Source organism: Streptomyces sp. NPDC040410, from assembly GCF_055595715.1.
Map to the genome: position 1 here is coordinate 253,195 of NZ_JBVIVK010000010.1, position 24,385 is coordinate 277,579.

Consider the following 24,385-nt stretch of genomic DNA (forward strand, 5'->3'; position numbering starts at 1 on the left):
CGACCGGGTAGTCCGTGGCCGGTCGCGCTCACGCGGCGGACCCCCACCTGACACCGCCCAGCGCCCCTTGCGGGGCACCGCCCCGCGGCGGACTGCAGCCGTGCACGCGGCACACTGGTCGTCGTAAAGCCATCGCCCGGAGGGCCCCGTGCGTCGTCGTCTCATTCAGTCCACCCTCGCGGTCGTCCTCGTCGTGATCGCCGTCTTCGGCGTCTCCCTCGTCATCGTCGAGACCCGGACGATCAGCAACAGCGCCCAGGAACGCGTCGACTCCGAGGCGCAGCGGCTGGCCAGCATCGTGGACAGCCGGCTGCTCAGCTCGGAGGCCGTCGACGCGGACATCCTGCGGGACCAGGTCGCGCAGGACCGCTACGCCGTGATCCGGATCCCCGGGGAGCGCGTCATCGAGGTCGGCACCCAGCCGACGGGCGACGTCATCAGCGGCGAGGCCGAGGGGGAGAAGGGCGAGACGGTCACCGTCGAGGAGCCCCGCTCCTCCGTGACCCGCGAGGTCGGCCGCACGCTGCTGATCATCGGCTTGGTCGCACTGCTCGCCGTGGTCGCCGCGGTGCTGCTGGCGATCCGCCAGGCCAACCGCCTCGCCTCCCCGCTCACCGACCTGGCGGAGACCGCCGAACGCCTGGGCTCGGGCGACCCGCGCCCCCGTCACAAGCGGTACGGCGTCCCCGAGCTGGACCGGGTCGCCGACGTCCTCGATTCCTCCGCCGAGCGCATCGCCCGCATGCTGACCGCGGAACGCCGTCTCGCCGCCGACGCCTCCCACCAGCTGCGGACACCGCTCACGGCGCTGTCCATGCGGCTTGAGGAGATCACCGTCACCGACGACCCGGACACGGTCAAGGAAGAGGCCAACGTCGCGCTGGCCCAGGTGGAACGGCTGACGGATGTCGTGGAGCGGCTGCTGACCAACTCCCGCGACCCCCGCATCGGCTCCGCCGTCTCCTTCGACCTCGACGAGGTCATCCAGCAGCAGCTCGCCGAGTGGCGCCCCGCCTACCGCAGTGTCGGCCGCGCGATCGTCAGTTCCGGCAAGCGGCACCTGCAGGCGGTGGGCACGCCGGGCGCGGTCGCCCAGGTGCTGGCGGCACTGATCGAGAACTCCCTCATGCACGGCGGCGGCACGGTGGCGCTGCGCACCCGTGTCACGGGCAACCAGGCCGTCATCGAGGTCACCGACGAGGGTCCGGGCGTCCCCGCCGATCTGGGGGCGCGGATCTTTGAGCGGACCATCAGCGGGCGCAACTCGACGGGCATCGGGCTGGCGGTGGCGCGGGACCTCGCGGAGGCGGACGGGGGACGGCTGGAGATGCTGCAGACGCTGCCGCCGGTGTTCGGGCTGTTCCTGTCGCGTACGCCGCTGAAGAAGCCGACCGCGTCGGACGACGAGCCGACGGTCCGATGACCGAAGCGCCCCCGGGGGCCGGCGGGTCAGCTCACGCGCTGCTTGGGGCGCGGCTTTTTCGCCGCCGTCTCCAGGAACGATTCCGCGCTCGCCACCGCCTCCTTGACGGGCAGCGCGCGGAACACCCAGGTGCGGTACGACCAGAACCGGAACAGCGTCGCGATGCCGATGCCGACGAACTTGAAGATGTTGCTCTGCAGTGGGCTGTCCCAGTCGAATCCGTACGTGGCCGCATAGAGCACGCCGTTCTCGATCACCAGCCCGACCGCGCTGAACAGCAGGAACAGCGTGAGTTCCTTCGTGCGCCCGCTCTTGTCGCGCTCACGGTAGGTGAAGTAGCGGAACCCGACGTAGTTGAAGGCGATGGCGACGACCGTTGCGATGACACTCGCCCGCACCACCTGGAGGTCGGTCACATGCCGTACCAGGTTGAACACGAGGAGGTTGACCAGGACACCGGCCCCGCCCACCGCGCCGAACTTGGCGACCTCGTGCACCAGCCTGCGCACCCCTGAGGAACCACGTCCCATGGTCGTACAGGCCCCCAGTCGGTCGGTTTCGTCAACCAAGCCATGCTAACCAACCCCCTTGGCAATCGCCTGTGGACGAGCTCACAGGTTGGGGAACAGGGCGGGACAGGGGCGGGACAGGGGCGGGAAATGGGCGGGAAATGGGCGGGATAAAGAGCGGGAAGCAGGAGCGGAAACCGGACGCCGTGGCGCGGCCGATACCCTAGGGGCGTGACGTTCCCGGTAGTCGGCATGGTCGGCGGGGGGCAGCTCGCTCGTATGACACACGAGGCGGGCATCCCGCTCGGCATCAGATTCAAGCTCCTCAGTGACACCCCTCAGGATTCCGCGGCGCAGGTCGTGAGCGATGTCGTCATCGGCGACTACCGCGACCTCGGCACGCTGCGCGCGTTCGCGAAGGGCTGCGACGTGATCACCTTCGATCACGAGCACGTCCCCACCGAGCACCTCCGGGCCCTGGAGGCGGACGGCATCCCCGTGCGCCCCGGCCCCGACGCGCTCGTGCACGCCCAGGACAAGGGCGTGATGCGGGCGAAGCTCGACGCGATCGGCGTGCCGTGTCCGCGCCACCGGATCGTGAGCGATCCGGCGGACGTGGCGGCTTTCGCCGCCGAGGGGGACGGCTTCCCGGTCGTCCTCAAGACCGTCCGCGGCGGCTACGACGGCAAGGGCGTGTGGGTCGTGGACTGCGTAGAGGAGGCAGCCGACCCCTTCCGCGCCGGTGTCCCCGTGCTCGCGGAGGAGAAGGTCGACTACGTCCGGGAGCTGGCCGCCAATGTCGTACGGTCGCCGCACGGCCAGGCCGTGGCCTATCCGGTCGTCGAGTCCCAGCAGGTGAACGGCGTCTGTGACACCGTGATCGCGCCCGCGCCCGGCCTCGACGAGGACCTCGCCCTGCGCGCCGAGGAGATGGCGCTGCGCATCGCCAAGGAACTCGGCGTCGTCGGCCACCTCGCCGTCGAGCTGTTCGAGACCCGCAACGACGACGGGACTTCCGGTGTCCTCGTCAACGAGCTCGCGATGCGCCCGCACAACTCGGGCCACTGGACCCAGGACGGCGCGATCACGTCCCAGTTCGCCAACCACGTCCGGGCCGTCCTCGACCTGCCGCTCGGCGACCCCCGCCCGCGCGCGAAGTGGACGGTCATGGTCAACGTGCTGGGCGGCGACTACCCCGACATGTACTCCGCGTACCTGCACTGCATGGCCCGCGACCCCCAGCTGAAGATCCACATGTACGGCAAGGACGTGAAGCCCGGACGCAAGGTGGGCCACGTCAACACCTACGGCGACGACCTGGACGACGTCCTCGAGCGCGCACGTCACGCTGCCGGCTACCTGAGAGGGACGATCACCGAATGAGCCCCGTTGTTGGCATCGTCATGGGTTCGGACTCCGACTGGCCCGTCATGGAGGCCGCCGCTCAGGCCCTCGACGAGTTCGAGATCGAGTACGAGGTCGACGTCGTCTCCGCGCACCGCATGCCGCGCGAGATGATCACGTACGGCGAGCAGGCCGCGGAGCGCGGGCTCAAGGTGATCATCGCGGGTGCGGGCGGCGCCGCCCACCTGCCCGGCATGCTCGCCTCGGTCACCCCACTGCCGGTCGTCGGCGTGCCGGTGCCGCTGAAGTACCTGGACGGCATGGACTCCCTGCTGTCGATCGTGCAGATGCCGGCCGGTGTGCCGGTCGCCACCGTCTCGGTCGCCGGCGCGCGCAACGCGGGCCTGCTCGCGGCCCGCATCCTCGCCGCCCACGACGAGGAACTCCTCGGCCGTATGCGGGAGTTCCAGCAGGATCTCAACGACCAGGCGACCGAGAAGGGCAAGCGCCTGCGCGCCAAGGCCGAGGGAAGCAACGGCTTCGGCTTCGGGTCGGGGAAGTGACGGCGATGACCTCCCCGTCGTTGGCGGCGGCCCGGGAACTCCTGCGGGAGTTCCCGGTCGTCGACGGGCACAACGACCTCCCCTGGGCGCTGCGCGAACAGGTCCGCTACGACCTCGACGCCCGCGACATCGGCGGGCGCCAGGACGCCCATCTGCACACCGACATCCCCCGGCTGCGCGAGGGCGGCGTCGGCGCGCAGTACTGGTCGGTGTACGTGCGCTCGGACCTGCCCGACGCCGTCCCGGCCACGCTCGAACAGATCGACTGCGTACGGCAGCTGCTCGCCCGCCACCCGAGGGACCTCACGCCCGCCCTGACGGCCGCTGACATGGAGGCGGCGCGCGCGGAGGGCCGTATCGCCTCGCTGATGGGTGCGGAGGGCGGCCACTCGATCGCCGACTCCCTCGCCACACTGCGCGCGTTGTACGCGCTCGGCGTCCGCTATCTGACGCTCACCCACAACGACAACGTGGCGTGGGCGGACTCGGCGACGGACGAGCCCCGCGTCGGCGGCCTGTCGGCCTTCGGCCGTGAGGTCGTCCGCGAGATGAACCGCGAGGGCATGCTCGTCGACCTCTCGCACGTCGCGGCGACGACGATGCGCGACGCGCTGGACACCACGGCCGCGCCGGTGATCTTCTCCCACTCGTCGTCGAGAGCCGTCTGCGACCACCCGCGCAACATCCCGGACGACGTCCTGGAGCGGCTGCCCGCCAACGGCGGCATGGCGATGGTGACGTTCGTACCGAAGTTCGTGCTCCAGGCGGCGGTCGACTGGACGGCAGAGGCCGACGAGAACATGCGCGCCCACGGCTTCCACCACCTCGCCACCACCCCCGAGGCGATGAAGGTCCACCGCGCGTTCGAGGAGCAGAACCCGCGCCCGGTCGCCACCGTGTCCACCGTCGCCGACCATCTCGACCACATGCGCGAGGCCGCCGGCATCGACCACCTCGGCATCGGCGGCGACTACGACGGCACCGCCTTCACCCCGGACGGACTGAACGACGTCTCGGGCTACCCCAACCTGATCGCGGAGCTGCTGGACCGCGGCTGGTCCAGGGCCGACCTCGCCAAGCTGACCTGGCAGAACGCCGTACGGGTGCTGGGCGCCGCCGAGGACGTGGCCCGCGGCCTCAAGTCCACCCGCGGGCCGTCCAACGCGACGGTCGAGTCCCTCGACGGCTGATCTGCTCGCCGGACGGGGCTCGCCGGACCGGGGTGCCGTATTACCCCCGAACGCCCCACCCACCAGGAAGCCCCCTCGGCCCCGTGCGACGGTGACCGTACTGCATCAGGACGATCACGACGTAGCTCACCATGTCCATGGCAGACCTCCAGGACGAACTGCACATCAGCCCGGAGGCCGGCGCGCTCGACGACCTGACGGAGCCCCTCCCGGAACCGTCCGCGGCGCGGCTCCCCCCTTCTGTCTCCGGCCCTGACACCGCCTGGCTGGAGCGGGCCCGTGCCGTCCTCTCCGCCCATCCCGTCGCCGACGGCTACAGCGGGCTGCCGTGGGCGCTGCGGCACCTGCCCTGGTTCGACCTGGAGCTCGGCGAGAGCGCCGTCGACACTGACATCCCGCGGCTGCGTGAGGGCCATGTGGGCGCGCTGTTCTGGTCGCTTCACCTGCCCGAGGGCCTGCACGGCGACCGGGCCGTCGGGGCCACCCTGGAACAGCTCGACCTGGTGAGGACGGTGGCGCGCACCCACCCTGAAGGACTGCGCCTCGCCCGTACGGCCGGAGAGACCGCGGACGCCCGCAACTGCGGCCGCATCGCCGTTCTGCTCGGTCCCGCCTCGGCCGCCGCCCTCGGCGACTCGCTGGGCATCCTGCGCTCTTTGCACCTGCTCGACCTGCGCGTCCTGACGCTGTCGGGGGCGTCCTGGGCGAGCGAGGCCGGGCTGACCCGGTTCGGCGAGGAGGTCCTGCGGGAGATGAACCGCCTCGGTGTGATCCCCGACCTCTCGGGCGCCTCCGAGGAGACGGTCCGCCGCGCCGTCGCCGCGTCCAAGGCGCCCGTGCTGTGTACCCGCTCCGCCGCCCGTGCCCTGCGTCCCCACCCGGCCAACCTCCCCGACGACCTGCTCGCCGAGCTGGGCGCCGCGAAGGGCCTGTGCATGGTGCCGCTGACCGCCGAGCAGACCGGTCCGACCGTCCGGGACGTCGCCGACCACCTCGACCACGTCCGCGCGGTCGCCGGCCCGGAGTCCGTCGGCCTGTCGGGCACGTACGACGCCGGCACCGCCCACCCGCAGGAGCTCCCCGACGCCTCCTGTTACCCGCACCTCGTCGCCGAGCTGCTCCGCCGCGGCTGGACCGAGCCGGACCTCGCCCTGCTCACCTGGGGCAACGTCCAGCGGGTCCTGCGCGGCGCCGACTTCACGGCCAAGGCCGCACAACTGCGGCGCGAGCCGTCCACGGCGAGAATCGCCGACCTGGACGGGTAGTCGGGCGCGGTCGGTCAGTCGTGTTCGGTCCGGGGTGGTCGATCAAGCGCGTTGACCGGTCGTGGTCGGTCCGTCGTGGTCATCAATCGTGGTCGGTCAGGCGCGTTCGCTCAGGCTCGTGCGGTCAGGCGCCCTCGATCCGGCAGAGGCAGAACGGATGGCCCGCCGGATCTGCGTACACCTGGAAGTCCTTCTTCTGCCGGTCCTCCAGGTCCAGCGGCCGCGCCCCCAGCGCCAGCACCCTCTCGTGCGCCGCGTCCATCTCCTCCCAGGTGGACCCGGCGTCGAAGTCGAGGTGGAACTGCTGCGAGTTCCGGTCGGCCCGCGGCCACTCGGGCGGGGTGAGACCGGGCGCCCGCTGGAAGGCGAGCCGTGGTCCGCCGGGCACCTGGAGCACCACCCAGTCGTCGTCCTCGGCCCGGGGCGTGCCGCCGCCGACCTCGGCGTAGAAAGCGGCGAGCGCGTGCGGGTCGGGACAGTCGACGACGACGGAACGCAGGTGTGCCACGGGTGCCATGGGATCCTCCCGGCTCAGCAGGCGCAGAGACAGAACGGGTGCCCCGCCGGGTCCGCGTAAACCCGCCAGCCGCGCGAGCGGTCCTCCGCGTCCAGCGGCTTCGCGCCGAGCGCGAGCACTCCCTTCTCTGCCGCGTCCAGGTCGTCGACCACCAGGTCCAGGTGGAACTGCTGCGAGGCGTCGGACGCGGGCCACTTCGGCGGCACGAACCCGGGGGCGGCCTGGAACGCAAGCGGCTGTCCGCCGGGCACCTTCAGGTCCACCCAGCCCTCCTCGCCCTCGACGGTGCCGCCCACCACCTCGGCGTAGAAAGCGGCGAGTGCGCGGGGGTCGGGGCAGTCCAGGACGACGACGCCCAGTTTGGCGAGAGCCATGACTTTCTCCTCCGTCGATGTGATGGGTCACCACTTTGGTTACCCGAAGAGAAGAGTAACCAGTAACAGTTACTGAATGCTCCCCCATTGGAGGTAACGTCGCAAGGGGAGCGGGGAGGTAGCGTGCAGCCATGAGTGAGAGATCGCCCGCGCCGGGAGGCCTGGCTCTGGTCGAGTCCCTGGTGAACACGCTGGACATCGAGTCGGGCGCCGACTCGCTCGACACGGCGGACGGCCGGGCGCGTTTCGGGCTCACGGAGGACGACCTGCCGGCGGCCCGCGAACTGCGCGAGTCACTGCGCGCGGTGCTGCTCGCCCACGCCGGCCACCCGCCGCACCGCGAGGTGACCCCGCTGGGGGAGCTGCTGGCAGGGGCGCCGCTGATCGTGTCGGTCGACGTACAGGACGGCTCCGCGCTGCTCGCCCCCGCCGACGGCCGCCCGCTGACCTCCCGCGTCGCGGCGTCCGTCGCCGGAGCCCTGGTCGCGGGCACCTGGATCCGGCTGAAGGCCTGCGAGGCCGTGACGTGTCACTGGGCGTACTACGACCGCAGCCCGGCCGGGCGCGGCCGCTGGTGCTCGATGCAGGTGTGCGGTGCACGCGCCAAGATGCGGCGGTACCGGGCGAAGGACTGACCCGGCAGAGGCGAGCGCCGCTCCGGCCGGGGCTCAGCCGGCCGGAGCGGCACCCACCCCATTCTCCATATCTCCGCCACGCTTCGGGAACCGCTTCCGATGAGAGCGGGACGAGACGGGCATGACGCCCGCCCGTCACGATCGCGAGACGGCCCTCAGGCGGTCGGACGCCCCATCGCGCGGTACGTCCAGCCGGCCCGCCGCCACACCTCCGGGTCGAGGGCGTTGCGCCCGTCGAGGATGACGCGGGCCGCCACGACGTCGCCCAGCGTCGCCGGGTCCAGTTCGCGGAACTCCCGCCATTCGGTCAGGTGCAGTACGACGTCGGCGCCCCGCACGGCCTCGACCGCGGAGTCGGCGTAGCCGAGCGTCGGGAAGAGCCTGCGGGCGTTGTCCATGCCCTTGGGGTCGTAGACCGTGACCTGCCCGCCCTGCAGATGAATCTGCCCGGCGACGTTGAGCGCGGGGGAGTCGCGGACGTCGTCCGAGTCGGGCTTGAAGGTGGCGCCGAGCACCGCCACCCGCTTGCCGAGGAACGGCCCGCCGCCCAGTATGTCCCGGGCCAGTTCCACCATCTGGCCGCGCTGGCGCATGTTGATCGAGTCGATCTCGCGCAGGAAGGTCAGCGCCTGGTCGGCGCCGAGCTCGCCGGCGCGCGCCATGAAGGCCCGGATGTCCTTCGGCAGACAGCCGCCGCCGAACCCGATCCCGGCCCGCAGGAACTTCTTCCCGATCCGGTCGTCGTAGCCGATCGCCTCCGCCAGCTTCGCCACGTCGCCGTTCGCGGCCTCGCACACCTCGGCCATGGCGTTGATGAAGGAGATCTTGGTGGCGAGGAAGGAGTTCGCCGAGGTCTTCACCAGTTCCGCGGTAGGGAAGTCGGTGACGACGAACGGCGTGCCCTGGCCCACCGGCGTCGCGTACACGTCCCGCAGCAGCTTCTCGGCCCGCTCGCTGCGTACGCCGACCACGATCCGGTCGGGGTGCAGCGTGTCCTGGACGGCGAAGCCCTCGCGCAGGAACTCCGGGTTCCAGGCGAGTTCGGCGTCCCCGCCGGCCGGCGCGTGCTCGACGAGGTAGGAGGCCAGGCGGTCGGCGGAGCCCACGGGGACGGTGGACTTGCCGACCACGAGTGCGGGGCCCCTCAGGTGGGGCGCGAGGGAGGCGATGGCGGAGTCGACGTACGACATGTCGCAGGCGTACTCGCCGTGCCGCTGCGGAGTGTTCACACAGACGAAGTGGACCTCGCCGAACTCCCCGATCTCGGCCCAGTCCATGGTGAACCGCAACCGCCCGCTGGACCCCTCGATGCCGGCCACGTGCTTGCGCAGGAGGTCCTCGAGACCGGGCTCGTACATGGGGACCTGGCCCCGCTGCAGCATCTCGATCTTCTCGGGCACGACATCCAGTCCCAGCACCTCGAAACCGAGCTCGGCCATGGCCGCGGCGTGCGTCGCGCCGAGGTAGCCGGTGCCGATCACGGTGATCTTGAGGCTCATGGGTGCTCCAGAAAGGGACGTCGTGCGGTGCGCTGCCTGAGCATAGTCGGGGCGTGGCCGCGCCCCTCGGTGGGCAGGTTTGCAGCTGTCGCCAAGCTCACGTATTCACTCGCGTGGGTGGCCCCTAGAATTTGTGTTACTTAACGGTAATTAGCGCCAGCATCGCAGCGTCTTTGGAGCGTGAGAGACCTTGGCCGGATCGGCTGACTTCGACCTGTACCGCCCGTCGGAGGAGCACGACATGCTCCGTGACGCCGTCCGTTCGCTGGCCGAGGCGAAGATCTCGCCGTACGCCGCCGCGGTGGACGAGGAAGCCCGCTTCCCGCAGGAGGCTCTCGACGCCCTTGTCGCAGGCGACCTGCACGCCGTCCACGTACCCGAGGAGTACGGCGGCGCGGGCGCCGACGCGCTGGCCACGGTGATCGTGATCGAGGAGGTCGCGCGCGTCTGCGTGTCCTCGTCCCTGATCCCCGCGGTGAACAAGCTGGGCTCGCTCCCGGTGATCCTCTCCGGCTCGGACGATCTGAAGAAGCGGTACCTGGCCCCGCTGGCCAAGGGCGAGGCGATGTTCTCGTACTGCCTCTCCGAGCCGGACGCGGGCTCGGACGCGGCGGGCATGAAGACGAAGGCGGTCCGCGACGGCGACCACTACGTCCTCAACGGTGTGAAGCGCTGGATCACCAACGCGGGCGTCTCCGAGTACTACACGGTGATGGCGGTCACGGACCCCGACAAGCGCAGCAAGGGCATCTCCGCCTTCGTCGTCGAGAAGTCGGACGAGGGCGTCTCCTTCGGCGCCCCCGAGAAGAAGCTCGGCATCAAGGGCTCCCCGACCCGCGAGGTCTACCTCGACAACGTCCGCATCCCCGCGGACCGCATGATCGGCGAGGAGGGCACCGGCTTCGCCACGGCGATGCAGACCCTGGACCACACCCGCATCACGATCGCCGCCCAGGCGCTGGGCGTCGCCCAGGGCGCCCTCGACTACGCCAAGGGCTACGTCCGCGAGCGCAAGCAGTTCGGCAAGCCGATCGCCGACTTCCAGGGCATCCAGTTCATGCTCGCCGACATGGCCATGAAGATCGAGGCCGCCCGCCAGCTGACGTACGCCGCGGCCGCCAAGTCCGAGCGCGGCGACAGCGACCTCACCTTCCAGGGCGCTGCCGCGAAGTGCTTCGCGTCGGACGTGGCGATGGAGGTCACGACGGACGCGGTGCAGCTGCTGGGCGGCTACGGCTACACCCGTGACTACCCGGTCGAGCGGATGATGCGCGACGCGAAGATCACGCAGATATACGAGGGCACGAACCAGGTCCAGCGGATCGTCATGGCGAGGAACCTCCCCTAGCAGGGTTTTTGCAGGTCAAAGGTGGTTTCGTGGGATCGCCGAGGCATCCTGGGCTTTCTGTCTGTTGCGGCCTGATCAGGACCGTTCCTGGGCGTCATGCTGGGGGAATCCTGGGCGGATGCCGGGCTGGAAATGTCCACTGACCTGCACAAACAACGCAGCCCCCGGCGTCACGCCGGGGGCTGTTGTCGTATGTGGATCAGGCGACCTCTGACGCCTCCGTAGGGTCGTCGGCGCCGGGCGTCAGCATCGTTGCGATGGCGGCCCGGCCGCGCTGCTCGGCCCCTTCGAAGATGTAGTGGTAGTGCTCCCTCAGCACGTCCGTACTGCTGTGGCCCATCCAGTCGGCCACGTCGTTCTCGGGGACTCCGGCGTACAGCAGCCGAGACCCGTAGTAGTGCCGGAGTGAGTGAGCCTTGCAGTACTTCACCTGTCCCTTGCCAAGAGCCTCCATCCAGATCTTCGGGTAGAAGTACGACGCGTAGAGGTAGCCGGTCCGAGTCACGTTGGGGAAGAGAAGCCGTTCCGGCCCCCATACGCCGTGGTTCTTGGTGTGCCGCCGAAGCTCGAAGGCGACGTTCGGCGGGAGTGGGACGGTACGCCCTGGCTCGCCTTCGTCCCGAGCCTTGATGTGATGAGCCAGTACGCCGTTTCGAGGGGCGGTAGGTCGACGTTCGGGAACTCCGCTGCGACCTCCCGATACCGCTGGATCAGTTCCGGCTTGCTTCCGACCGGGGGTGGATCGGGATGCGGGGGCCGCCGTAGAGCCTCGTTGTCGAAGCGCTCTTTCGGGCCGGTCCACAGATAGCCGTGGTGGTGCACGAGTCGTTCCCGTTTCGAGAAGTGCCAGCCGGGCACGGGCCCAGGGACGGGGGATGGACCCGAGCCCCGACTGGCGGAGGGGGAGGATCAGACGTGTCGCCGATCCGGGCCAGGGTCACGCACCGTCCGGAACCTTGGCCGCGTTCCGTGCAGCGCCAGCACTCGCATGGCGGCCAAGCGCTTGTGAGCAGCGGCGGAAGATCGTCCGTCGTGGCCACGGCTTGCTCCGGCCCCCAGGTCTGCCCTGAGTCGCGAGAGACCCGCATCGTCATCAGGGGGCGGTCGGCGAAGAGCCTTGAGCCCGTTCCCTTGCTCATGACGCGTGCGCTTCTGCGTGGTGCTGGCGCATCCGTACGTTGGCGTCGGATACGGCGCTGTAGTCGAACGTGGAGCGGGCGTTCTCGCGGGCTACCGATATGGACAGGCAGTCAGCGCAACCGGGTTTGGGTGACGGCTCGCGAGGTGGCTCCGACAGGCACGTCCGTGCTGTCGTGTGGGTTCCAGGATCGGAAGTTCTCTCTTCGCTCTCCATGGCGCCATCTTCGGCGGGCCACGGATGTGGCTCTAGCCTGTTTCCTGTTCCCGCAAAAAGTCGTCGCGGATGCCCTCGACCAGGCTGCGCATGTCGTCACCGGACAGCGCCACTCGGGAGAACCCGTTGAACTTCTTAACGTAGATATCTACGTCCCTGGGGTCGGTAACGAGTACCTCAGCGTGGACCGTTTCCACGGTGACCATCCGGTTGTCCCGAATGGCGAAGGAGTGGTTCGCCATGTCGTGCTGCTGAATGCTCAGAGGGACCACGCGGATGTCGACATGGGAGAGTCGTGATATGGAAACAATCCGGTCCAGTTGGGCGGCCATCATAGAAGGCGGGACGATCCGCCACCGCAGCACGGGTTCCGTGATGACGAACCGCAGTGACCTGGAGCTGTCGTAGAGAATGGCTTGGCGTTCCAGCCGACCGCTGATCGTGCGGGCTAGGGTGTCATCACTCAGGTCGTGGCGTTGCAGCACCGCTCGGATGTACTCGGGCGTCTGGAGCAATCCGGGAACCAGGGCCGGTTGGAACATCTGCAGTACTGACATCTGGGCTTCGAGGGCCTTGACCTCCTGCTGACCCTTGTGAACGCCAACCCGCTTAAGCAGTCGCCACTCTGTCGTCTCCGTGCCGGCCGACCGAGCGGCCTCGGTGTACTCGGCCTTGATCTCGGGAGAAACGCCGATGGCGATGAGGATGCGCTCTACGTCCGTCGCGCTGGGCGCCAGCTTCGCGTTCTCGATCTTGGAGAGCTTGGACGGAGACATGAGTGCGCCACGGGCGACTGCTTTGGCCTCCTTCCCGGATGCCTGGCGCAGTGCCCGCAGCGCAGCCCCCAACTGTGCCCTGTTCACGCCCCGTACTTGGCCCACCATTCGGTGAACGGCTCCGCATGGGTGAGTGCCGCGTCACGGTGCCCGGCGAATTCCGCGGCTCGTTCCGGTGGTAGGAATTCCGAGCCCAGGTACTTTCCGGCACCGTCATAGTTCATCACGGCCACGGACTCGGAGTCGAAGAGCCAGAAGTCAGGTACGCCCTGTAGGGGGTTCGGCCTGTCGGTGACGTCCAGAATGAAGAACTCCTCACCCCCAGACATGTTCTTTTGGTACCCCCACCCGAGTTCGAACCTAAGATAGTCCGTTAGTGGGCGGCGCAGAATGTGAACCCGGTAGATGCGTTTCCCTTTTGCGGTGTGTGAGCGGAGTTCTTCGACCCAGCCCGAGTTGTAGTCGTCCGGCTGTGGCCCCCCGGCCAGGAACGCGTGGTAGGCGTCGACGTTCCCAGACTTGCTGTAGTCGTCCAGGGTTTCCAGCCGGAACGCCTCACGCTGGAACGTGTCAAAGAGGTCGCCAAGGGTCCTAGATGAGGTTGTCACGGATGGCCTTCTGGATCAGTTCCATCGGGATCTCGACCAGGGTTTCGTGAGCGGGAATCTGAAGCCCGTGGTCGGTCGGAGTCTCCCCCTGAACCAAGAGCGTGCCGCGATCCGTCGCGTAGATCGTCGGGCAGTCCGTGATGTCGCACGTGCTGACCAGCTTGGTGACCTTCATGGTCTGGGTTTCCCTCTCCCGTGCTGCCAGTACCCCGCATCTGGGTTGATGCTCCCGAGGCCAGGGCGCGCGGGTCAAGCGATCACGGTTGACGGAACGGGAAACCGCGTAACCTCCCCGGAGCCTGCCGCTCCTCCGACCGGTCGGGGAGGCTGCCGCCAGTGCGGCGCCGACCTGGGCAGGACCCCTGACGATCATGGGGAAATGCTGGGGAGGGCTCTGCCAAGAGGGATGTCCGTGCAGGCCAACGCCGTATGACCTGTAAAGCACGCAGATATACGAGGGCACGAACCAGGTCCAGCGGATCGTGATGGCGCGGAACCTGCCGTAGCGCGACGGCCGGCGCGTACGACGACACAGCCCCCGGCGTGCGGACACCATTTCCCAACGGTGTCGTGCGGCCGGGGGCTGTCGTGCGCCGGAGGCCTCCCACCGGCTCCCCATCGTGTCCGTCCTGTGGCGGACGGGGCCGAGCGGGCGTAGGACGGAAGGGCACAGGGCCCGCCCTGGGCCCTCTCACCCCTCCAGGAGGAGCCATGCAGCAGCCCACCGCTACCCCGATGAGCAAGGAGATGCAGGACTGCGTCGAGGCGTGCATGTCGTGCCACAGCATCTGCGAGGAGACCATGAGCTCCTGCATGCAGATGGGCGGCCAGGCCCAGATGCAGATCATGCGCGCGCTCATGGACTGCTCCGAGATGACCCGCATGTGCGCGGACATGATGATGCGCCGCTCGCCGATATCGGCCGAGATGTGTGCGATGTGCGCCAAGGCGTGCGACATGTGCGCCGAGGCGTGTATGGCCATGCCGGACGACCCACAGATGATGCGCTGCGCCGAGGCGTGTCGCCGCTGCGCGGAAACCTGCCGCACGATGGCGGGCGCCACGATGTGACCTCCGCCTGAACCTTTCGAGGGCACGCCGCCGGGCGTGCCCTCGAAGCAGGCCCGGCCGCCGCACGGCCCGGGCGGCGATCAGGCCGCCCTGCCTTTCAGGACCGCGGGGGGCCGGCCTCAGTTGCCCGAGACGGTCACCTTCTCGTCGTTCTTCAGCTCGTTCACCAGCGTCTTGACCTTCGCCTTGTCCCAGACGAGGTTTCCTCCGGTGGAGCCGGAGATCGGCATGTTCATCGACTTGCCCTCACCGCCACTGACGCCCTTCATCGCCCAGAACATCGTCGCCAGGTCGTACAGGCCCATGTCCTTGTCGACGATCAGGGAGTCGAGGCCGGCACCCATGGTGGGGTAGAGCTTGAACGGGTTCAGGAGCGTGCCCGGCGTGGCCACCTGGTTGGCGAGGGCGGAGAGGAACTTCTGCTGGTTCTTCGTGCGGTCCAGGTCGGAGCCCGCGAGGGCGTACCGGGTGCGGACGAACGCGAGGGCCTCCTCGCCGTTCAGGGTCTGCTTGCCCTTCTTGAAGTCGGCGCCGGACTTGGTGTCCTTGATGTCCTGCGGAATGTCGATCTCGACGCCGCCGACCGAGTCCACGATGTTCGCGAAGCCGGCGAAGCCGATCTCCACGTAGTGGTCGATGTGCAGTCCGGTGTTGAACTCCACGGTGCGGACCAGCAGCGTCGGCCCGTCCTCCGCGTACGCGGCGTTCAGCTTCACGTGCCGGCCCGTGCCCTTGAAGGTCTTGCCGGACTCCGAGCCCACGTACGTCGGTATCTCCACGTCCGAGTCGCGCGGCAGCGAGATGAGCGTGTCGCCGTTGTCGCCGACGTGCAGGATCATCATCGAGTCCGTGCGCTTGCCCTCGGCGGAGCCGGTGTGCAGGTTCTTCTTCTGATCGTCGGACAGACCCGCGCGGCTGTCGGAGCCGACGATCAGGTAGTTGGTGCCCTCGCCCGCCTCGGGCCGGTCGATGACCTTCGACAGGTCGACCTCGCGGTTGAGCTTGGAGTCGGCCCAGAAGTACGTGGCGACGGTCGTCACGGCCAGCACCGTCACCAGCGTGATCGTGGTCACCTTGAAGCGGCGGCGCCAGTTCGGCGCCGGCCGGGGACCGTAGGCGGCGGGGTCCCCCGGTCCGGCCGGGCCGCCGGGCGAGCCGTAGACCTGGCCCGTGTTGTAGCCGCTGTCGTACCCGTCGACGGGGGTGTCGTCGTAGCCGTTGTGGCCCCGGCCGTCGACGTACGACGGCTGCTGGGGCACGCCGCCGCCGTACGGCGGCGACGTGGGGCCGCGGCGGACCTGCGGCATCACGCGCGCGCCCTCAGGCTGTGCGTTCGCGCTGCCGCGCCCGTACTGGTTGCCGCGGTTGTCGTCGGACCATCCCTGGGGCCAATCGTTCATGGGCCCCAGTGTGCAGGGCACTGCAGTGTCCCTTACAAGGTTCGTCGGAAAATAAGGGCAGCGCTGTTGCCAACCTGACACAAATTCCCCGGATGTCGGCTCGGCATAAGGTAGAGGCCATGACAGACCAGGCCCACTCAGCGGAGCCCGACATTCCGGGCAAGTCGACTTCCGCGTCCCGCACCACGCTCAGCCACATCATGACCCACAACGACACCAACCTCCTCGGCACCGTGCACGGTGGCGTGATCATGAAGTTGGTCGACGACGCGGCGGGCGCGGTGGCCGGACGGCACAGCGGCGGGCCCGCGGTCACCGCCTCCATGGACGAGATGGCCTTCCTTGAGCCGGTGCGCGTCGGCGACCTCGTCCATGTGAAGGCCCAGGTCAACTGGACCGGCCGGACGTCCATGGAGGTCGGCGTCCGGGTCCTGGCCGAGCGCTGGAACGAGTCCGCTCCGCCCACCCAGGTCGGCTCCGCCTACCTGGTCTTCGCGGCGGTGGACGCCGACGGCAAACCGCGCCGGGTGCCGCCCGTGATCCCGGAGACCGAGCGCGACGAGCGCCGCTACCAGGAGGCCCAGATCCGCCGCACCCACCGCCTGGCCCGCCGCCGGGCGATCATGGAGCTGAGGGAGAAGAGGATGGCGGAGGGCCTGGACGACTGAGAGACGGAGGCTGAGGGGACTGAGATCCGCGTCACGAACACCCGATCTCGTCCCCCGTCACCACCCCGGACTCCCCTTGGTAGGGATCGTCCGCCCGTACCGTCCGCACCTTCCGGAAGTCGGCCCCGGCGATGACCTTCAGCACCGGGCCCTGCCCCTTCACCGCCCGCAGCTCACTGCCGGGCAGCGCCGCCGCCAGCGACTTGGCCGAGCGGTCCCAGCGGGGGTCGTAGGCGATCACGGTGCGCTTCACCGAGCGCTCCGGCGCGTTCTTCGGCACTCGCGTCGTACGGAACCCGGTCGCCGCCAGCGCCGCGTCCACCCGCTTGCCGAGCCCCGCCGTGGCCGTCCCGTTCTCCACCTGGACCCGGATCTGCTGCGGGGCCACGGCCACCCTCAGGCCCCGGCTCTTGTGCCGGTGCACGGCCAGCGGCCTGTCCTCGCGCAGGTCCCTGAAGAGCTGCCCGGACCTGACCGGGTCCCATCTCAGCGTCGAACCAACACCCTTCACGGCGTATCCCATCTGCCCGATCGGCACCGTCGTGAACTCGGACGAGGAGGGCGAGAAGTTCCGCATCGCCCGCCCGAGGTCGAGCAGTTCGTCGGTGCCGAAGCCCTTGTCGGCCCGCACCGAGCCCAGGACCGCCCGGGTGACGTCCCGGAACCTCATCGGGTTCAGCAGCACCCCGGAGGAGGTCGCCCGCTCGATCAGGGCGGCCAGGAAGCGCTGCTGGCGCCGCATCCGGCCGAGGTCGGAGGCGCCGTCGAGGTGCCGCGCCCGAACGTACTGCAGTGCCTGCCCGCCACGCAGAGTGTGGGTGCCGGCCGGCAGGTCGAGTCCGCTGTATCCGTCCCTCAGCGGCTGGGCGGTGCAGATCCGGACCCCGCCCAGCACGTCCACCGTCTTCATGAAGCTGGTGAAGTCGACCTCCAGGTAGTGGTCGATCTTCACATGGGTCATGCTCTCGACCGTGCGCACGGTCAGCTGCGGTCCGCCCTCCGCGTACGCCGCGTTGAGCTTGACGGGATGCCCGCCGTGCCGTTTCCCGGAGACCTGGTCGGTGTGCGCGGGCGTCATGGCGTACGAGTCGCGCGGCAGGCTCACCACACTCGCCCGCTCCCGGTCCTCCGAGATGTGCACCATCATGATCGTGTCGGTGCAGTGGCAAGGGGCGCCGCCCAGCCGGTACGTACGCCGATCCTGCTCCGTGATCCTGTCGCGGCCGTCGGTCCCGACGAGCAGTACGTTCATGCCGTGGCCCGCCTGCGGCCGGTTCTTCATGTCCCGGAACGGGTCGACCCTGGCGATGCCCGCGTCCAGACTGGTGACCACCGCGTGCCCGATCCCTGCTGAGGCCAGGACCACGACGGACAGCGTGGTCACCGCTCGCATGGCCCAGCGCGGCTTCTTCCGCCGTACGGGTGGCCGCTGTACGCGGGACGGCTGCGGGCGGCGCTGCGGCGGCCGGGACGGGGAGCGGGGCGGCGTGGGCATGAGGGACACCTCCGCGAGGGCCGTACGTGGGATCGTGAGCACCGTAGGCCCATACGATGTGCGGCCCGGGCACCGCAGCGGGCGGCGCGCACCTGTGTCCCCCGTTCGCGGTAACGTGAGCCCCCTATGAACGCCAAGCCCGACGTGCCGCTCCCCGCCGTGTCTGTCATCATGCCCGTCCTCAACGAGGAGCGGCATCTGCGCGGAGCCGTCCAAGCGATCCTCGCGCAGGAGTACGCCGGCGAGATGGAGGTCGTGATCGCCCTCGGTCCGTCCACGGACCGCACGGACGAGATCGCCGCCCAACTCGTGGCCGACGACCCGCGCGTGCACACCGTCCCGAACCCCACCGGCCGCACGCCCGCCGCGCTGAACGCCGCGATCAAGGCCTCCCGCCACCCGATCGTCGTCCGTGTCGACGGGCACGGCATGCTCTCGCCGGACTACATCGCCACCGCGGTACGGCTCCTGGAGGAGACCGGCGCGCAGAACGTCGGCGGCGTCATGCACGCCGAGGGCGAGAACGACTGGGAGCACGCGGTCGCCGCCGCCATGACCTCGAAGATCGGGGTCGGCAACGCCGCCTTCCACACGGGCGGACTCGCGCATGCGGCCGAGACCGTCTACCTCGGCGTGTTCCGGCGCGAGGCGCTGGAGCAACAGGGCGGGTACAACGAGGAGTTCATCCGCGCGCAGGACTGGGAGCTGAACTTCCGGATACGCGAGGCTGGCGGGCTGGTCTGGTTCTCGCCCGAGCTGAGGGTGTCGTACCGGCCGCGGCCCAACATCAGGGCGCTCGCCAAGCAGTACAAGAACTACGGGCGTTGGCGCCACGTCGTGGCCCGCTACCACGAGGGCTCCATCAACCTGCGCTACCTCGCGGCGCCGACCGCGGTGTGCGCGATCGCGGCCGGCCTCGTGGCGGGCGTCACGCTCACACCCTGGGGCCTCGTGGTCCCCGGCGGCTATCTGGCGGTGATCGTCGCGGGCTCCGTGCCCGCGGGTACGGGGCTGCCGCTGAAGGCGCGGCTGCAGATCCCCGTCGCCCTCGCCACCATGCACATGTCGTGGGGCTGGGGCTACCTCACCAGCCCCAAGTCGCTGGCCCAGAGGGTCATGGCGTCCCGGCGGCCCATGGTGCTCAGCGCCGACTGAGCACCACGGGCCGGCCCGCCGGGGCGACCGGCTACGGCCGGCGGGTATCCACCCACCGGCAGGGCCACACTCACTGGCAGGGCTTCACCCAGTGGCAGGGGCCCTACCACTGGTAGGGCTTGTACACGTCCATGCACTGTTCCGTGTCCGAGCCGTTGATGGCGTCGGCGTTGCTCGGCAGGTCACCGGCCTCGGGCGCCGACTGCTTCGGGTACGTCGTGCCGGTACGCCAGTCGGCGCCCACGACGACTGTGACTCCGGAGACGTCGGTCGACCTCATCACCGAACTCAGCGGAATCCCGAGGGCCTTGGCGACGGCCTGGGCGTCTCCCTCCAGCTCGGCGCTCGGGTAGCGGACGACGGTCTTGTCCACGGACAGCGCGGCCGCCGTGTCCGTCGCCGCCTTCGTGAAGCCCTTCGCCGCCAGCTGCTGGGCGATCGTGCCGGCGCGGCCGCCGACCGGGGCGAGCGTGGAGGTGCGGGTGGCGTTCTGCACCAGGACGCCGATCTCGTCCTCGTCCGCCGCCGGGTCCCCGGAGACCTGCTCCTTGCTCGTCTCGTTCGCGTCCTTCGCGTCCTTCGAGTCCTTCGAGTCCGAGGCCCTGCCCTTGGCGTCGAACGACACGTCGTCGCGGAGCATGTCCCACATCTTCTCGGCGTTGGCCCCGTCCGGCACCACGTGGTTCCTGTTCTGGGCGTCCTCGACGGACGGCATGGTCGTCATGGTGATGCGGTCCGTCGGCACCGTCTTCAGCTGCATGCCCAGGTCGTACAGCTTCTTGACCGTGCCGATCTCCTCGGAGACCGTCAGGGACTTCGTGGCCGCCTCGGCCAGGTCCATCAGCCGGCCGCCGTCGGTGAAGACGTTCTGGCTCTTGAGCGTGCGGATCATCGAGTTCATGTACATGTGCTGGGCCCTGGCCCGCAGCAGGTCGCTGCCCCAGGCGTGCCGGGTGCGCAGCCACTGGAGGGCCTGCTTGCCCTGGACCTTCCTCGTGCCGGCTTCCATCTTCAGGCCGGAGCCCCCGGACACGCCCGGCAGCGGGCGGTCCCACACGTTCTGGTTCACGCAGACCTCGACGCCGCCGATGGCGTCGGCCATGCTCACCACGCCCGCGAAGTCGATCGTCATCCAGTGGTCGATGTAGACCCCGGTGAGGTTCTCCCAGGTGGCCAGCGTGCAGCCGGCTCCGCCGCGGGCCAGCGACAAGTTGATGATGTCGTTGGTCGCCGGGTACGTCTCGCCTGTCTTCGGGTCCGTGCACTTGGGTATGTCGACCCGGGTGTCACGCGGAATGCTCACGACCGCGGCGCTCTTGCGGTCCGCGGACAGGTGGATGAGCATCTGCACGTCGCCCAGCGGAGGGTTGCCGCGGTTGTCCTTGCTGCCGCCCAGCGCCACGTTCGCTTCGGAGTTACGGCTGTCGGAGCCGATCATCAGGATGTTGACCGGCGTCTGCCCGGCCGCGTTCGGCTCCGTCTTCCTGGCCTTGGAGTCGCCGCTGGTGCGCTCGCCCTTCTCGATGTTGCCGTTCAGGTGCCGGTAGTACAGGTATCCGGCGCCGGCCGTCCCGAGTATCAGCACGGCGAGGGTCGTGGCGGACCACCTGAGCACCCGGTGGTTGCGGCGCGGCACCCGGCGTCCGCCGTGCCGGACGTCACCCCCGCCTCCTCCCGTCTCGTCGCCACCGCCGCCGCCCACCCGCCCGGCGTCGGCTTCCCGCACGGGTTCACGAGCGTGCGGAACGCTCTCGAGCGTCCCTTCCCCCTGCACACTGTTCGGTGTCACTTCCCCGTCCTCCCCACCCCTGAGAAACCCCTTGCGCGCCATGCAACAGGCCTGTCGTACGCCCTGTTAGACGCACGACAGGCCCGTCAGGTCACTTCACGTGTTCAGCCGGCGCACTTGACCTCGTCGGCCGTCGTCTTGTCGATGTCCGACGACGCCGTCGAGGAGCCGTTGAGCTTCACGCCGGCGCCCTTGAAGTCCTTGCCCAGGGTCAGTGTGATCGTCGGCAGACCCTGCGCGTTCGTCACGCTCTCGCCCGGCTTCATCATGGACCCCTTCAGGCCCAGGATGGCCGCCAGCCGCCGTGCCTGGTCCGCCTGCTCGGGAGCGTACTCGAGCGTCGTCTTCTTCTGTGCCGCGTCCGCGTTGCCCGCGTTCTCGGACCTGGTCACGCCCTCCTCGACCTGCAGCCAGCTGAGCGTCTCCTGCGCGGAGCCGGGCGGCGCGCCGCCGTTGAGGATGCGCACCCGCACCTCCGAGGCGGCGGACCTGGTGCCCTTGAGGCGGGCGGCCAGAGCGGCCTTCTCCTTCTTCTTCTGCTGCTTGACCTCGGTGAACGACACATCGTTCTTGATCAGGTCGAAGACGTCGGGAGCCTTGTCGGGGTTGACCACGACCGTCGCCTTGACCCTCTCGGCCGGGTTGTCGATCACCGGCACGGTGGTGAAGCTCAGGTTCTTCGTGTTGAGCTTGCCCAGCTCCAGACCGAGGTCCTTCAGCTTGCCGATGCTGTCCAGCTGGGAGTCGACGGTCAGTGCCTTCGTGCCCGCTTCGGCCAGCCTGAACATCTTTGTCGGGCTGGTGAGCGTGTCGTTGGACTTCAGCTTGCGCATCAGCGAGCTGAGGAACTGCTGCTGCAGCTCGATCCGGCTCAGGTCGCCGCCGAAACCGACGGAGTGCCGGGTGCGCAGGAACGCGAGCGCTTCCTCGCCCTCGATGGTGTGCTTGCCCTTCGACAGCTTGAGGTGCGAGTCCGAGTCGTCGATGTCCTTGGCCAGGCAGACCTCGACGCCGCCGACCGCCGAGGTCAGCGTCTTGACCGCGTTGAAGTCGGCCACCATGAAGTTGTCCGGTCTGATCCCGGTCAGTTCGGTGACGGTCCGCATGGTGCAGCTGGGCGTTCGGTCGTCCTGGCCCAGGCTGGTGTTGAAGCGGACACTCGTGGAGCCCTGGATGACCTTCTTGGAGCCGTCCTCCTGCGTGGTCGGGCAGTCCGGGATGTCGACGATCAGGTCGCGGGGGATGCTGAGCGCGGTCGCGTTCGTCCGGTCCTTCGAGACGTGCAGCAGGATCGTGGTGTCGGCGTGCCCGACGCTGCCCTTGTCGCCGTAGCCCTCGTTGCCGTCACCCGTGCGCTTGTCGGTGCCGATCAACAGGATGTTGATCGCCTGGTCCTTCTGGAAGCCACCGGTGCTCGCACCGTCGTCGGAGACGGAGGTGATGTTGGAGTTGAGGTGCCGGATGTAGAGGTATCCGGCGCCCGCCGCGGCGACCAGGACGAACGCCATGGTGCCGCCGGTCCACATCAGGACCTTCTTCGCCTTCGACTTCTTCTTGACCGGCCGGCGCCCGCGCCGTCCCGGCAGCGGTTCCTCGGGCACACCACGCCGCCGGCGCTGCGGCGGCACCACCTCGGTGTCGCGTCCGGGCGCGGCCGTCCGGCCGCGCACTGCGGCCCCGCCACCACCCGCAGCGGGTCTGGCGGTTCTACGGGGCCCGGGCACCGCCGACTGCGGTGCGGAAGGAGCCAGTCGCAGCTCGTATTCGCCGGTGTTCGGATTGAGCACCCACTGGTCTGCGGGATCGATGTTGTCCGCCCGCCCACGGCCTTGCGCGTCCACGGTTGTCCGAATCCTCCGTCGGGGCACGCGGCGCCTTTCCCCCCTCAAGGCGCTCGGGTCTCGGTCACACAGTGCACGACCCCAGGACGGTCCTCTGGCCGGGGCACCGGATCGCTCACACTATCCGCCCAGTTCAGCGTTGAGCGACGCCGGTGACAAATTCCACGTCCCTACACCTGGGCAATTCGCCCATTCCTTGGACATTGGTTCGCTGCCTTGGTGAGCGCTTTACTCGCAGGTGTCTTCGGCGGCGGTGTTGCCGCGGAACGTCGGCGGCGGGGAAACGGTCGCGGTGGGTGATTGCCCGAGCGAATTGCGGCTTTTCGCCGCCGAATCCGACGGCGCTGCCCTCGTGACCACGACCGGCGCGTCCGCGCGGAGCTGGGCGAACAGCTTCTGCGCCGCGGGTTCCACCAGCTGATCGCGATTGGAGTTGTAAACGTACGACTCTCGCGGAACCGTCAGGAATTGCACACGTTCGGTGGGGATGTTGCGCACCCCGCGCACGAGTTCGTACAACCCGCGCAGACTCGCCAGACCCGGGTCGGTGGTGAGTGACGAGGTGGCCGCGTCCAGCACCGGATAGAGCTTCACCGGATTCAGCAGGACGTCATTGCTCTGCACCTTGGTGACGAGCGCGCCGAGGAACCGCTGCTGGCGGTCCATCCGGTCGGTGTCGCTGCCGTTGCCGAGGGACTTGCGGGCGCGGACGTATCCGAGAGCCTGCTCGCCGTCCAGCAGCACCCGGCCCGCGGGCAGCCGCAGCTTCGCGGCCTTGTCGCGGATCGGCTCCGGCAGGCACACCTCGACGCCGTCGACCGCGTCGACCATGTCCTTGAAGCCGTGGAAGTCGACGACCATGTGGTGGTCGACGCGGATGTCGGTGAGCTTCTCGACCGTCCGGATCGTGCAGGCCGAACCGCCCACCTGGAAGGCGTAGTTGAACATCGCGAACATCGGCTCGGTGCGGCTGCCGTTCGGACGCCTGCAGCTCGGCACGTCCACCATGAGATCGCGGGGAATGGAGACGGCGGTGGCGCTGCGCCGCCCCGCCGACAGATGCAGCAGGATCGTCGTGTCGGACCGCTCGGTCCCGGAGTCCCGGCCGTAGCGGGCGTTGCCGTCCCCGGACCGCGAGTCCGATCCGATCAGCAGGATGTTCTGCGCGTCCCGGACGATCGAGGTCGGGCGCTCCTTCTCGTATCGCGCGAGCTCGGCCGCCGCGGCCTCGTCCGGCGTGATGTTTCCGTCCAGCTTCGCGTACACCGCCCAGCCCGCCCCGACGGCCGTCACGACCAGCACGGCGACCCCGAACCCGGTCCACCGCACCCACCTCCGCCGACGCCGGCGTATCAGCCCCCGCCCACTCGCGGACGCCCCCGCTCCGGGCCCGAAGATCCCTTCGGCACCCTGGCGTCCGGAGGCCGCGCGCGCGGTGTCGGTCACGTCTGGGTCCACCCCTCGTCGCCTACGAGCGTCTCGTGCGTGCTGCTCTTACGACCATGGCGTGCACGGGGCGCGGGGGGTGGGTGGAACTCCGCCGAACGGGTGATGTGGCCGG

General features: G+C 69.3%; 23 protein-coding genes and 1 pseudogene. 10 read left to right on the forward strand and 14 right to left on the reverse strand.

The window, feature by feature from the left end; translation table 11 throughout:
* Positions 1-148: 148 nt before the first annotated feature.
* Entirely contained in the window at positions 149-1,423 is a 1,275-nt protein-coding gene (locus ACZ562_RS21520; protein WP_471181423.1) for an ATP-binding protein, read from the forward strand.
* A 26-nt stretch (positions 1,424-1,449) separates the two neighbouring features.
* On the opposite strand, the gene ACZ562_RS21525 is transcribed toward ACZ562_RS21520, so the two are convergent.
* On the reverse strand, positions 1,450-1,953 hold the full coding sequence (locus ACZ562_RS21525; protein ID WP_471181426.1) for a GtrA family protein: 504 nt from the start codon (positions 1,951-1,953) through the stop codon (positions 1,450-1,452).
* Positions 1,954-2,163: 210 nt separating this feature from the next.
* Between ACZ562_RS21525 and ACZ562_RS21530 the strand changes: the two genes are divergently transcribed.
* The 4 genes from ACZ562_RS21530 to ACZ562_RS21545 all read left to right on the forward strand — a co-directional run bounded on the left by ACZ562_RS21530 (position 2,164) and on the right by ACZ562_RS21545 (position 6,294).
* Positions 2,164-3,315, forward strand: coding sequence for a 5-(carboxyamino)imidazole ribonucleotide synthase (locus tag ACZ562_RS21530; RefSeq protein ID WP_471181429.1), 1,152 nt, complete (start codon positions 2,164-2,166; stop codon positions 3,313-3,315).
* 20 nt (positions 3,316-3,335) lie between these two features.
* Positions 3,336-3,839, forward strand: coding sequence for a 5-(carboxyamino)imidazole ribonucleotide mutase (gene purE, locus ACZ562_RS21535; RefSeq protein ID WP_471181548.1), 504 nt, complete (start codon positions 3,336-3,338; stop codon positions 3,837-3,839).
* 5 nt (positions 3,840-3,844) lie between these two features.
* On the forward strand, positions 3,845-5,029 hold the full coding sequence (locus ACZ562_RS21540; protein ID WP_471181432.1) for a dipeptidase: 1,185 nt from the start codon (positions 3,845-3,847) through the stop codon (positions 5,027-5,029).
* A gap of 137 nt (positions 5,030-5,166) precedes the next feature.
* On the forward strand, positions 5,167-6,294 hold the full coding sequence (locus tag ACZ562_RS21545) for a dipeptidase (RefSeq protein WP_471181551.1): 1,128 nt from the start codon (positions 5,167-5,169) through the stop codon (positions 6,292-6,294).
* A 124-nt stretch (positions 6,295-6,418) separates the two neighbouring features.
* Here ACZ562_RS21545 and ACZ562_RS21550 read toward each other — a convergent pair whose 3' ends face one another.
* Positions 6,419-6,811, reverse strand: a complete 393-nt coding sequence (locus tag ACZ562_RS21550) for a VOC family protein (RefSeq protein ID WP_471181435.1) — start codon at positions 6,809-6,811, stop codon at positions 6,419-6,421.
* 14 nt (positions 6,812-6,825) lie between these two features.
* Positions 6,826-7,185 carry a VOC family protein gene (locus ACZ562_RS21555; protein WP_471181438.1) on the reverse strand — a complete coding sequence of 120 codons (360 nt, stop codon included), beginning with the start codon at positions 7,183-7,185 and terminating at the stop codon, positions 6,826-6,828.
* A gap of 131 nt (positions 7,186-7,316) precedes the next feature.
* Between ACZ562_RS21555 and ACZ562_RS21560 the strand changes: the two genes are divergently transcribed.
* Entirely contained in the window at positions 7,317-7,820 is a 504-nt protein-coding gene (locus tag ACZ562_RS21560) for a CGNR zinc finger domain-containing protein (protein ID WP_471181441.1), read from the forward strand.
* A gap of 155 nt (positions 7,821-7,975) precedes the next feature.
* Here the strand turns inward: ACZ562_RS21560 and ACZ562_RS21565 are convergent, their stop codons facing one another.
* The gene (locus ACZ562_RS21565; RefSeq protein ID WP_471181444.1) at positions 7,976-9,319 is read right to left on the reverse strand and encodes a UDP-glucose dehydrogenase family protein; all 1,344 of its coding nucleotides are present in this window, start codon (positions 9,317-9,319) and stop codon (positions 7,976-7,978) included.
* A 190-nt stretch (positions 9,320-9,509) separates the two neighbouring features.
* Here ACZ562_RS21565 and ACZ562_RS21570 point away from each other — a divergent pair, with 190 nt between their 5' ends.
* A complete protein-coding gene (locus ACZ562_RS21570; RefSeq protein WP_471181447.1) occupies positions 9,510-10,667 on the forward strand; it encodes an acyl-CoA dehydrogenase in 1,158 nt (385 codons plus the stop codon).
* Positions 10,668-10,866: 199 nt separating this feature from the next.
* Here the strand turns inward: ACZ562_RS21570 and ACZ562_RS21575 are convergent, their stop codons facing one another.
* The 5 genes and pseudogenes from ACZ562_RS21575 to ACZ562_RS21595 form a co-directional block, all read right to left on the reverse strand.
* Positions 10,867-11,310: a tyrosine-type recombinase/integrase gene (locus ACZ562_RS21575; RefSeq protein ID WP_471181553.1), complete on the reverse strand. Its 444-nt coding sequence runs from the start codon at positions 11,308-11,310 to the stop codon at positions 10,867-10,869.
* Positions 11,301-11,489: pseudogene (locus tag ACZ562_RS21580) on the reverse strand (hypothetical protein); the annotation flags it as partial. The pseudogene ACZ562_RS21580 and the gene ACZ562_RS21575, both read right to left, overlap by 10 nt.
* Before the next feature lie 564 nt (positions 11,490-12,053).
* Positions 12,054-12,884: a helix-turn-helix domain-containing protein gene (locus ACZ562_RS21585; protein WP_471181450.1), complete on the reverse strand. Its 831-nt coding sequence runs from the start codon at positions 12,882-12,884 to the stop codon at positions 12,054-12,056.
* Positions 12,881-13,405: a DUF6879 family protein gene (locus tag ACZ562_RS21590; RefSeq protein WP_471181453.1), complete on the reverse strand. Its 525-nt coding sequence runs from the start codon at positions 13,403-13,405 to the stop codon at positions 12,881-12,883. Before ACZ562_RS21590 ends, ACZ562_RS21585 begins: the two co-directional genes overlap by 4 nt.
* Positions 13,389-13,580 (reverse strand): hypothetical protein, encoded by a 192-nt coding sequence (locus ACZ562_RS21595; RefSeq protein ID WP_093723946.1) that lies wholly within the window; start codon positions 13,578-13,580, stop codon positions 13,389-13,391. Before ACZ562_RS21595 ends, ACZ562_RS21590 begins: the two co-directional genes overlap by 17 nt.
* Before the next feature lie 536 nt (positions 13,581-14,116).
* Between ACZ562_RS21595 and ACZ562_RS21600 the strand changes: the two genes are divergently transcribed.
* Positions 14,117-14,476 (forward strand): four-helix bundle copper-binding protein, encoded by a 360-nt coding sequence (locus ACZ562_RS21600; protein WP_471181457.1) that lies wholly within the window; start codon positions 14,117-14,119, stop codon positions 14,474-14,476.
* 119 nt (positions 14,477-14,595) lie between these two features.
* Here ACZ562_RS21600 and ACZ562_RS21605 read toward each other — a convergent pair whose 3' ends face one another.
* Positions 14,596-15,876, reverse strand: a complete 1,281-nt coding sequence (locus ACZ562_RS21605) for an LCP family protein (RefSeq protein WP_471181460.1) — start codon at positions 15,874-15,876, stop codon at positions 14,596-14,598.
* A gap of 92 nt (positions 15,877-15,968) precedes the next feature.
* Between ACZ562_RS21605 and ACZ562_RS21610 the strand changes: the two genes are divergently transcribed.
* Positions 15,969-16,544 carry an acyl-CoA thioesterase gene (locus tag ACZ562_RS21610; RefSeq protein WP_471181462.1) on the forward strand — a complete coding sequence of 192 codons (576 nt, stop codon included), beginning with the start codon at positions 15,969-15,971 and terminating at the stop codon, positions 16,542-16,544.
* A gap of 31 nt (positions 16,545-16,575) precedes the next feature.
* Here ACZ562_RS21610 and ACZ562_RS21615 read toward each other — a convergent pair whose 3' ends face one another.
* Entirely contained in the window at positions 16,576-18,039 is a 1,464-nt protein-coding gene (locus ACZ562_RS21615; RefSeq protein ID WP_471181465.1) for an LCP family protein, read from the reverse strand.
* Between the two features lie 126 nt (positions 18,040-18,165).
* On the opposite strand from ACZ562_RS21615, the gene ACZ562_RS21620 reads away from it, so the two are divergent.
* Positions 18,166-19,194 (forward strand): glycosyltransferase family 2 protein, encoded by a 1,029-nt coding sequence (locus ACZ562_RS21620; RefSeq protein ID WP_471181467.1) that lies wholly within the window; start codon positions 18,166-18,168, stop codon positions 19,192-19,194.
* 103 nt (positions 19,195-19,297) lie between these two features.
* On the opposite strand, the gene ACZ562_RS21625 is transcribed toward ACZ562_RS21620, so the two are convergent.
* The 3 genes from ACZ562_RS21625 to ACZ562_RS21635 all read right to left on the reverse strand — a co-directional run bounded on the left by ACZ562_RS21625 (position 19,298) and on the right by ACZ562_RS21635 (position 24,270).
* Positions 19,298-20,983, reverse strand: a complete 1,686-nt coding sequence (locus ACZ562_RS21625; protein WP_471181469.1) for an LCP family protein — start codon at positions 20,981-20,983, stop codon at positions 19,298-19,300.
* 104 nt (positions 20,984-21,087) lie between these two features.
* Positions 21,088-22,824 carry an LCP family protein gene (locus ACZ562_RS21630; protein WP_471181471.1) on the reverse strand — a complete coding sequence of 579 codons (1,737 nt, stop codon included), beginning with the start codon at positions 22,822-22,824 and terminating at the stop codon, positions 21,088-21,090.
* 228 nt (positions 22,825-23,052) lie between these two features.
* Positions 23,053-24,270 carry an LCP family protein gene (locus tag ACZ562_RS21635; protein ID WP_471181473.1) on the reverse strand — a complete coding sequence of 406 codons (1,218 nt, stop codon included), beginning with the start codon at positions 24,268-24,270 and terminating at the stop codon, positions 23,053-23,055.
* Positions 24,271-24,385 lie beyond the last annotated feature (115 nt).

Excerpts from the sequence above, each read along its gene's own strand:
- ACZ562_RS21525 (WP_471181426.1), bottom strand. The coding sequence starts at position 1,953 with ATGGGACGTGGTTCCTCAGGGGTGCGCAGGCTGGTGCACGAGGTCGCC.
- purE (WP_471181548.1), top strand. The coding sequence starts at position 3,336 with ATGGGTTCGGACTCCGACTGGCCCGTCATGGAGGCCGCCGCTCAGGCC.
- ACZ562_RS21540 (WP_471181432.1), top strand. The coding sequence starts at position 3,845 with ATGACCTCCCCGTCGTTGGCGGCGGCCCGGGAACTCCTGCGGGAGTTC.
- ACZ562_RS21545 (WP_471181551.1), top strand. The coding sequence starts at position 5,167 with ATGGCAGACCTCCAGGACGAACTGCACATCAGCCCGGAGGCCGGCGCG.
- ACZ562_RS21550 (WP_471181435.1), bottom strand. The coding sequence starts at position 6,811 with ATGGCACCCGTGGCACACCTGCGTTCCGTCGTCGTCGACTGTCCCGAC.
- ACZ562_RS21555 (WP_471181438.1), bottom strand. The coding sequence starts at position 7,185 with ATGGCTCTCGCCAAACTGGGCGTCGTCGTCCTGGACTGCCCCGACCCC.
- ACZ562_RS21560 (WP_471181441.1), top strand. The coding sequence starts at position 7,317 with ATGAGTGAGAGATCGCCCGCGCCGGGAGGCCTGGCTCTGGTCGAGTCC.
- ACZ562_RS21565 (WP_471181444.1), bottom strand. The coding sequence starts at position 9,319 with ATGAGCCTCAAGATCACCGTGATCGGCACCGGCTACCTCGGCGCGACG.
- ACZ562_RS21595 (WP_093723946.1), bottom strand. The coding sequence starts at position 13,580 with ATGAAGGTCACCAAGCTGGTCAGCACGTGCGACATCACGGACTGCCCG.
- ACZ562_RS21600 (WP_471181457.1), top strand. The coding sequence starts at position 14,117 with ATGCAGCAGCCCACCGCTACCCCGATGAGCAAGGAGATGCAGGACTGC.
- ACZ562_RS21605 (WP_471181460.1), bottom strand. The coding sequence starts at position 15,876 with ATGAACGATTGGCCCCAGGGATGGTCCGACGACAACCGCGGCAACCAG.
- ACZ562_RS21610 (WP_471181462.1), top strand. The coding sequence starts at position 15,969 with ATGTCGGCTCGGCATAAGGTAGAGGCCATGACAGACCAGGCCCACTCA.
- ACZ562_RS21615 (WP_471181465.1), bottom strand. The coding sequence starts at position 18,039 with ATGCCCACGCCGCCCCGCTCCCCGTCCCGGCCGCCGCAGCGCCGCCCG.
- ACZ562_RS21620 (WP_471181467.1), top strand. The coding sequence starts at position 18,166 with ATGAACGCCAAGCCCGACGTGCCGCTCCCCGCCGTGTCTGTCATCATG.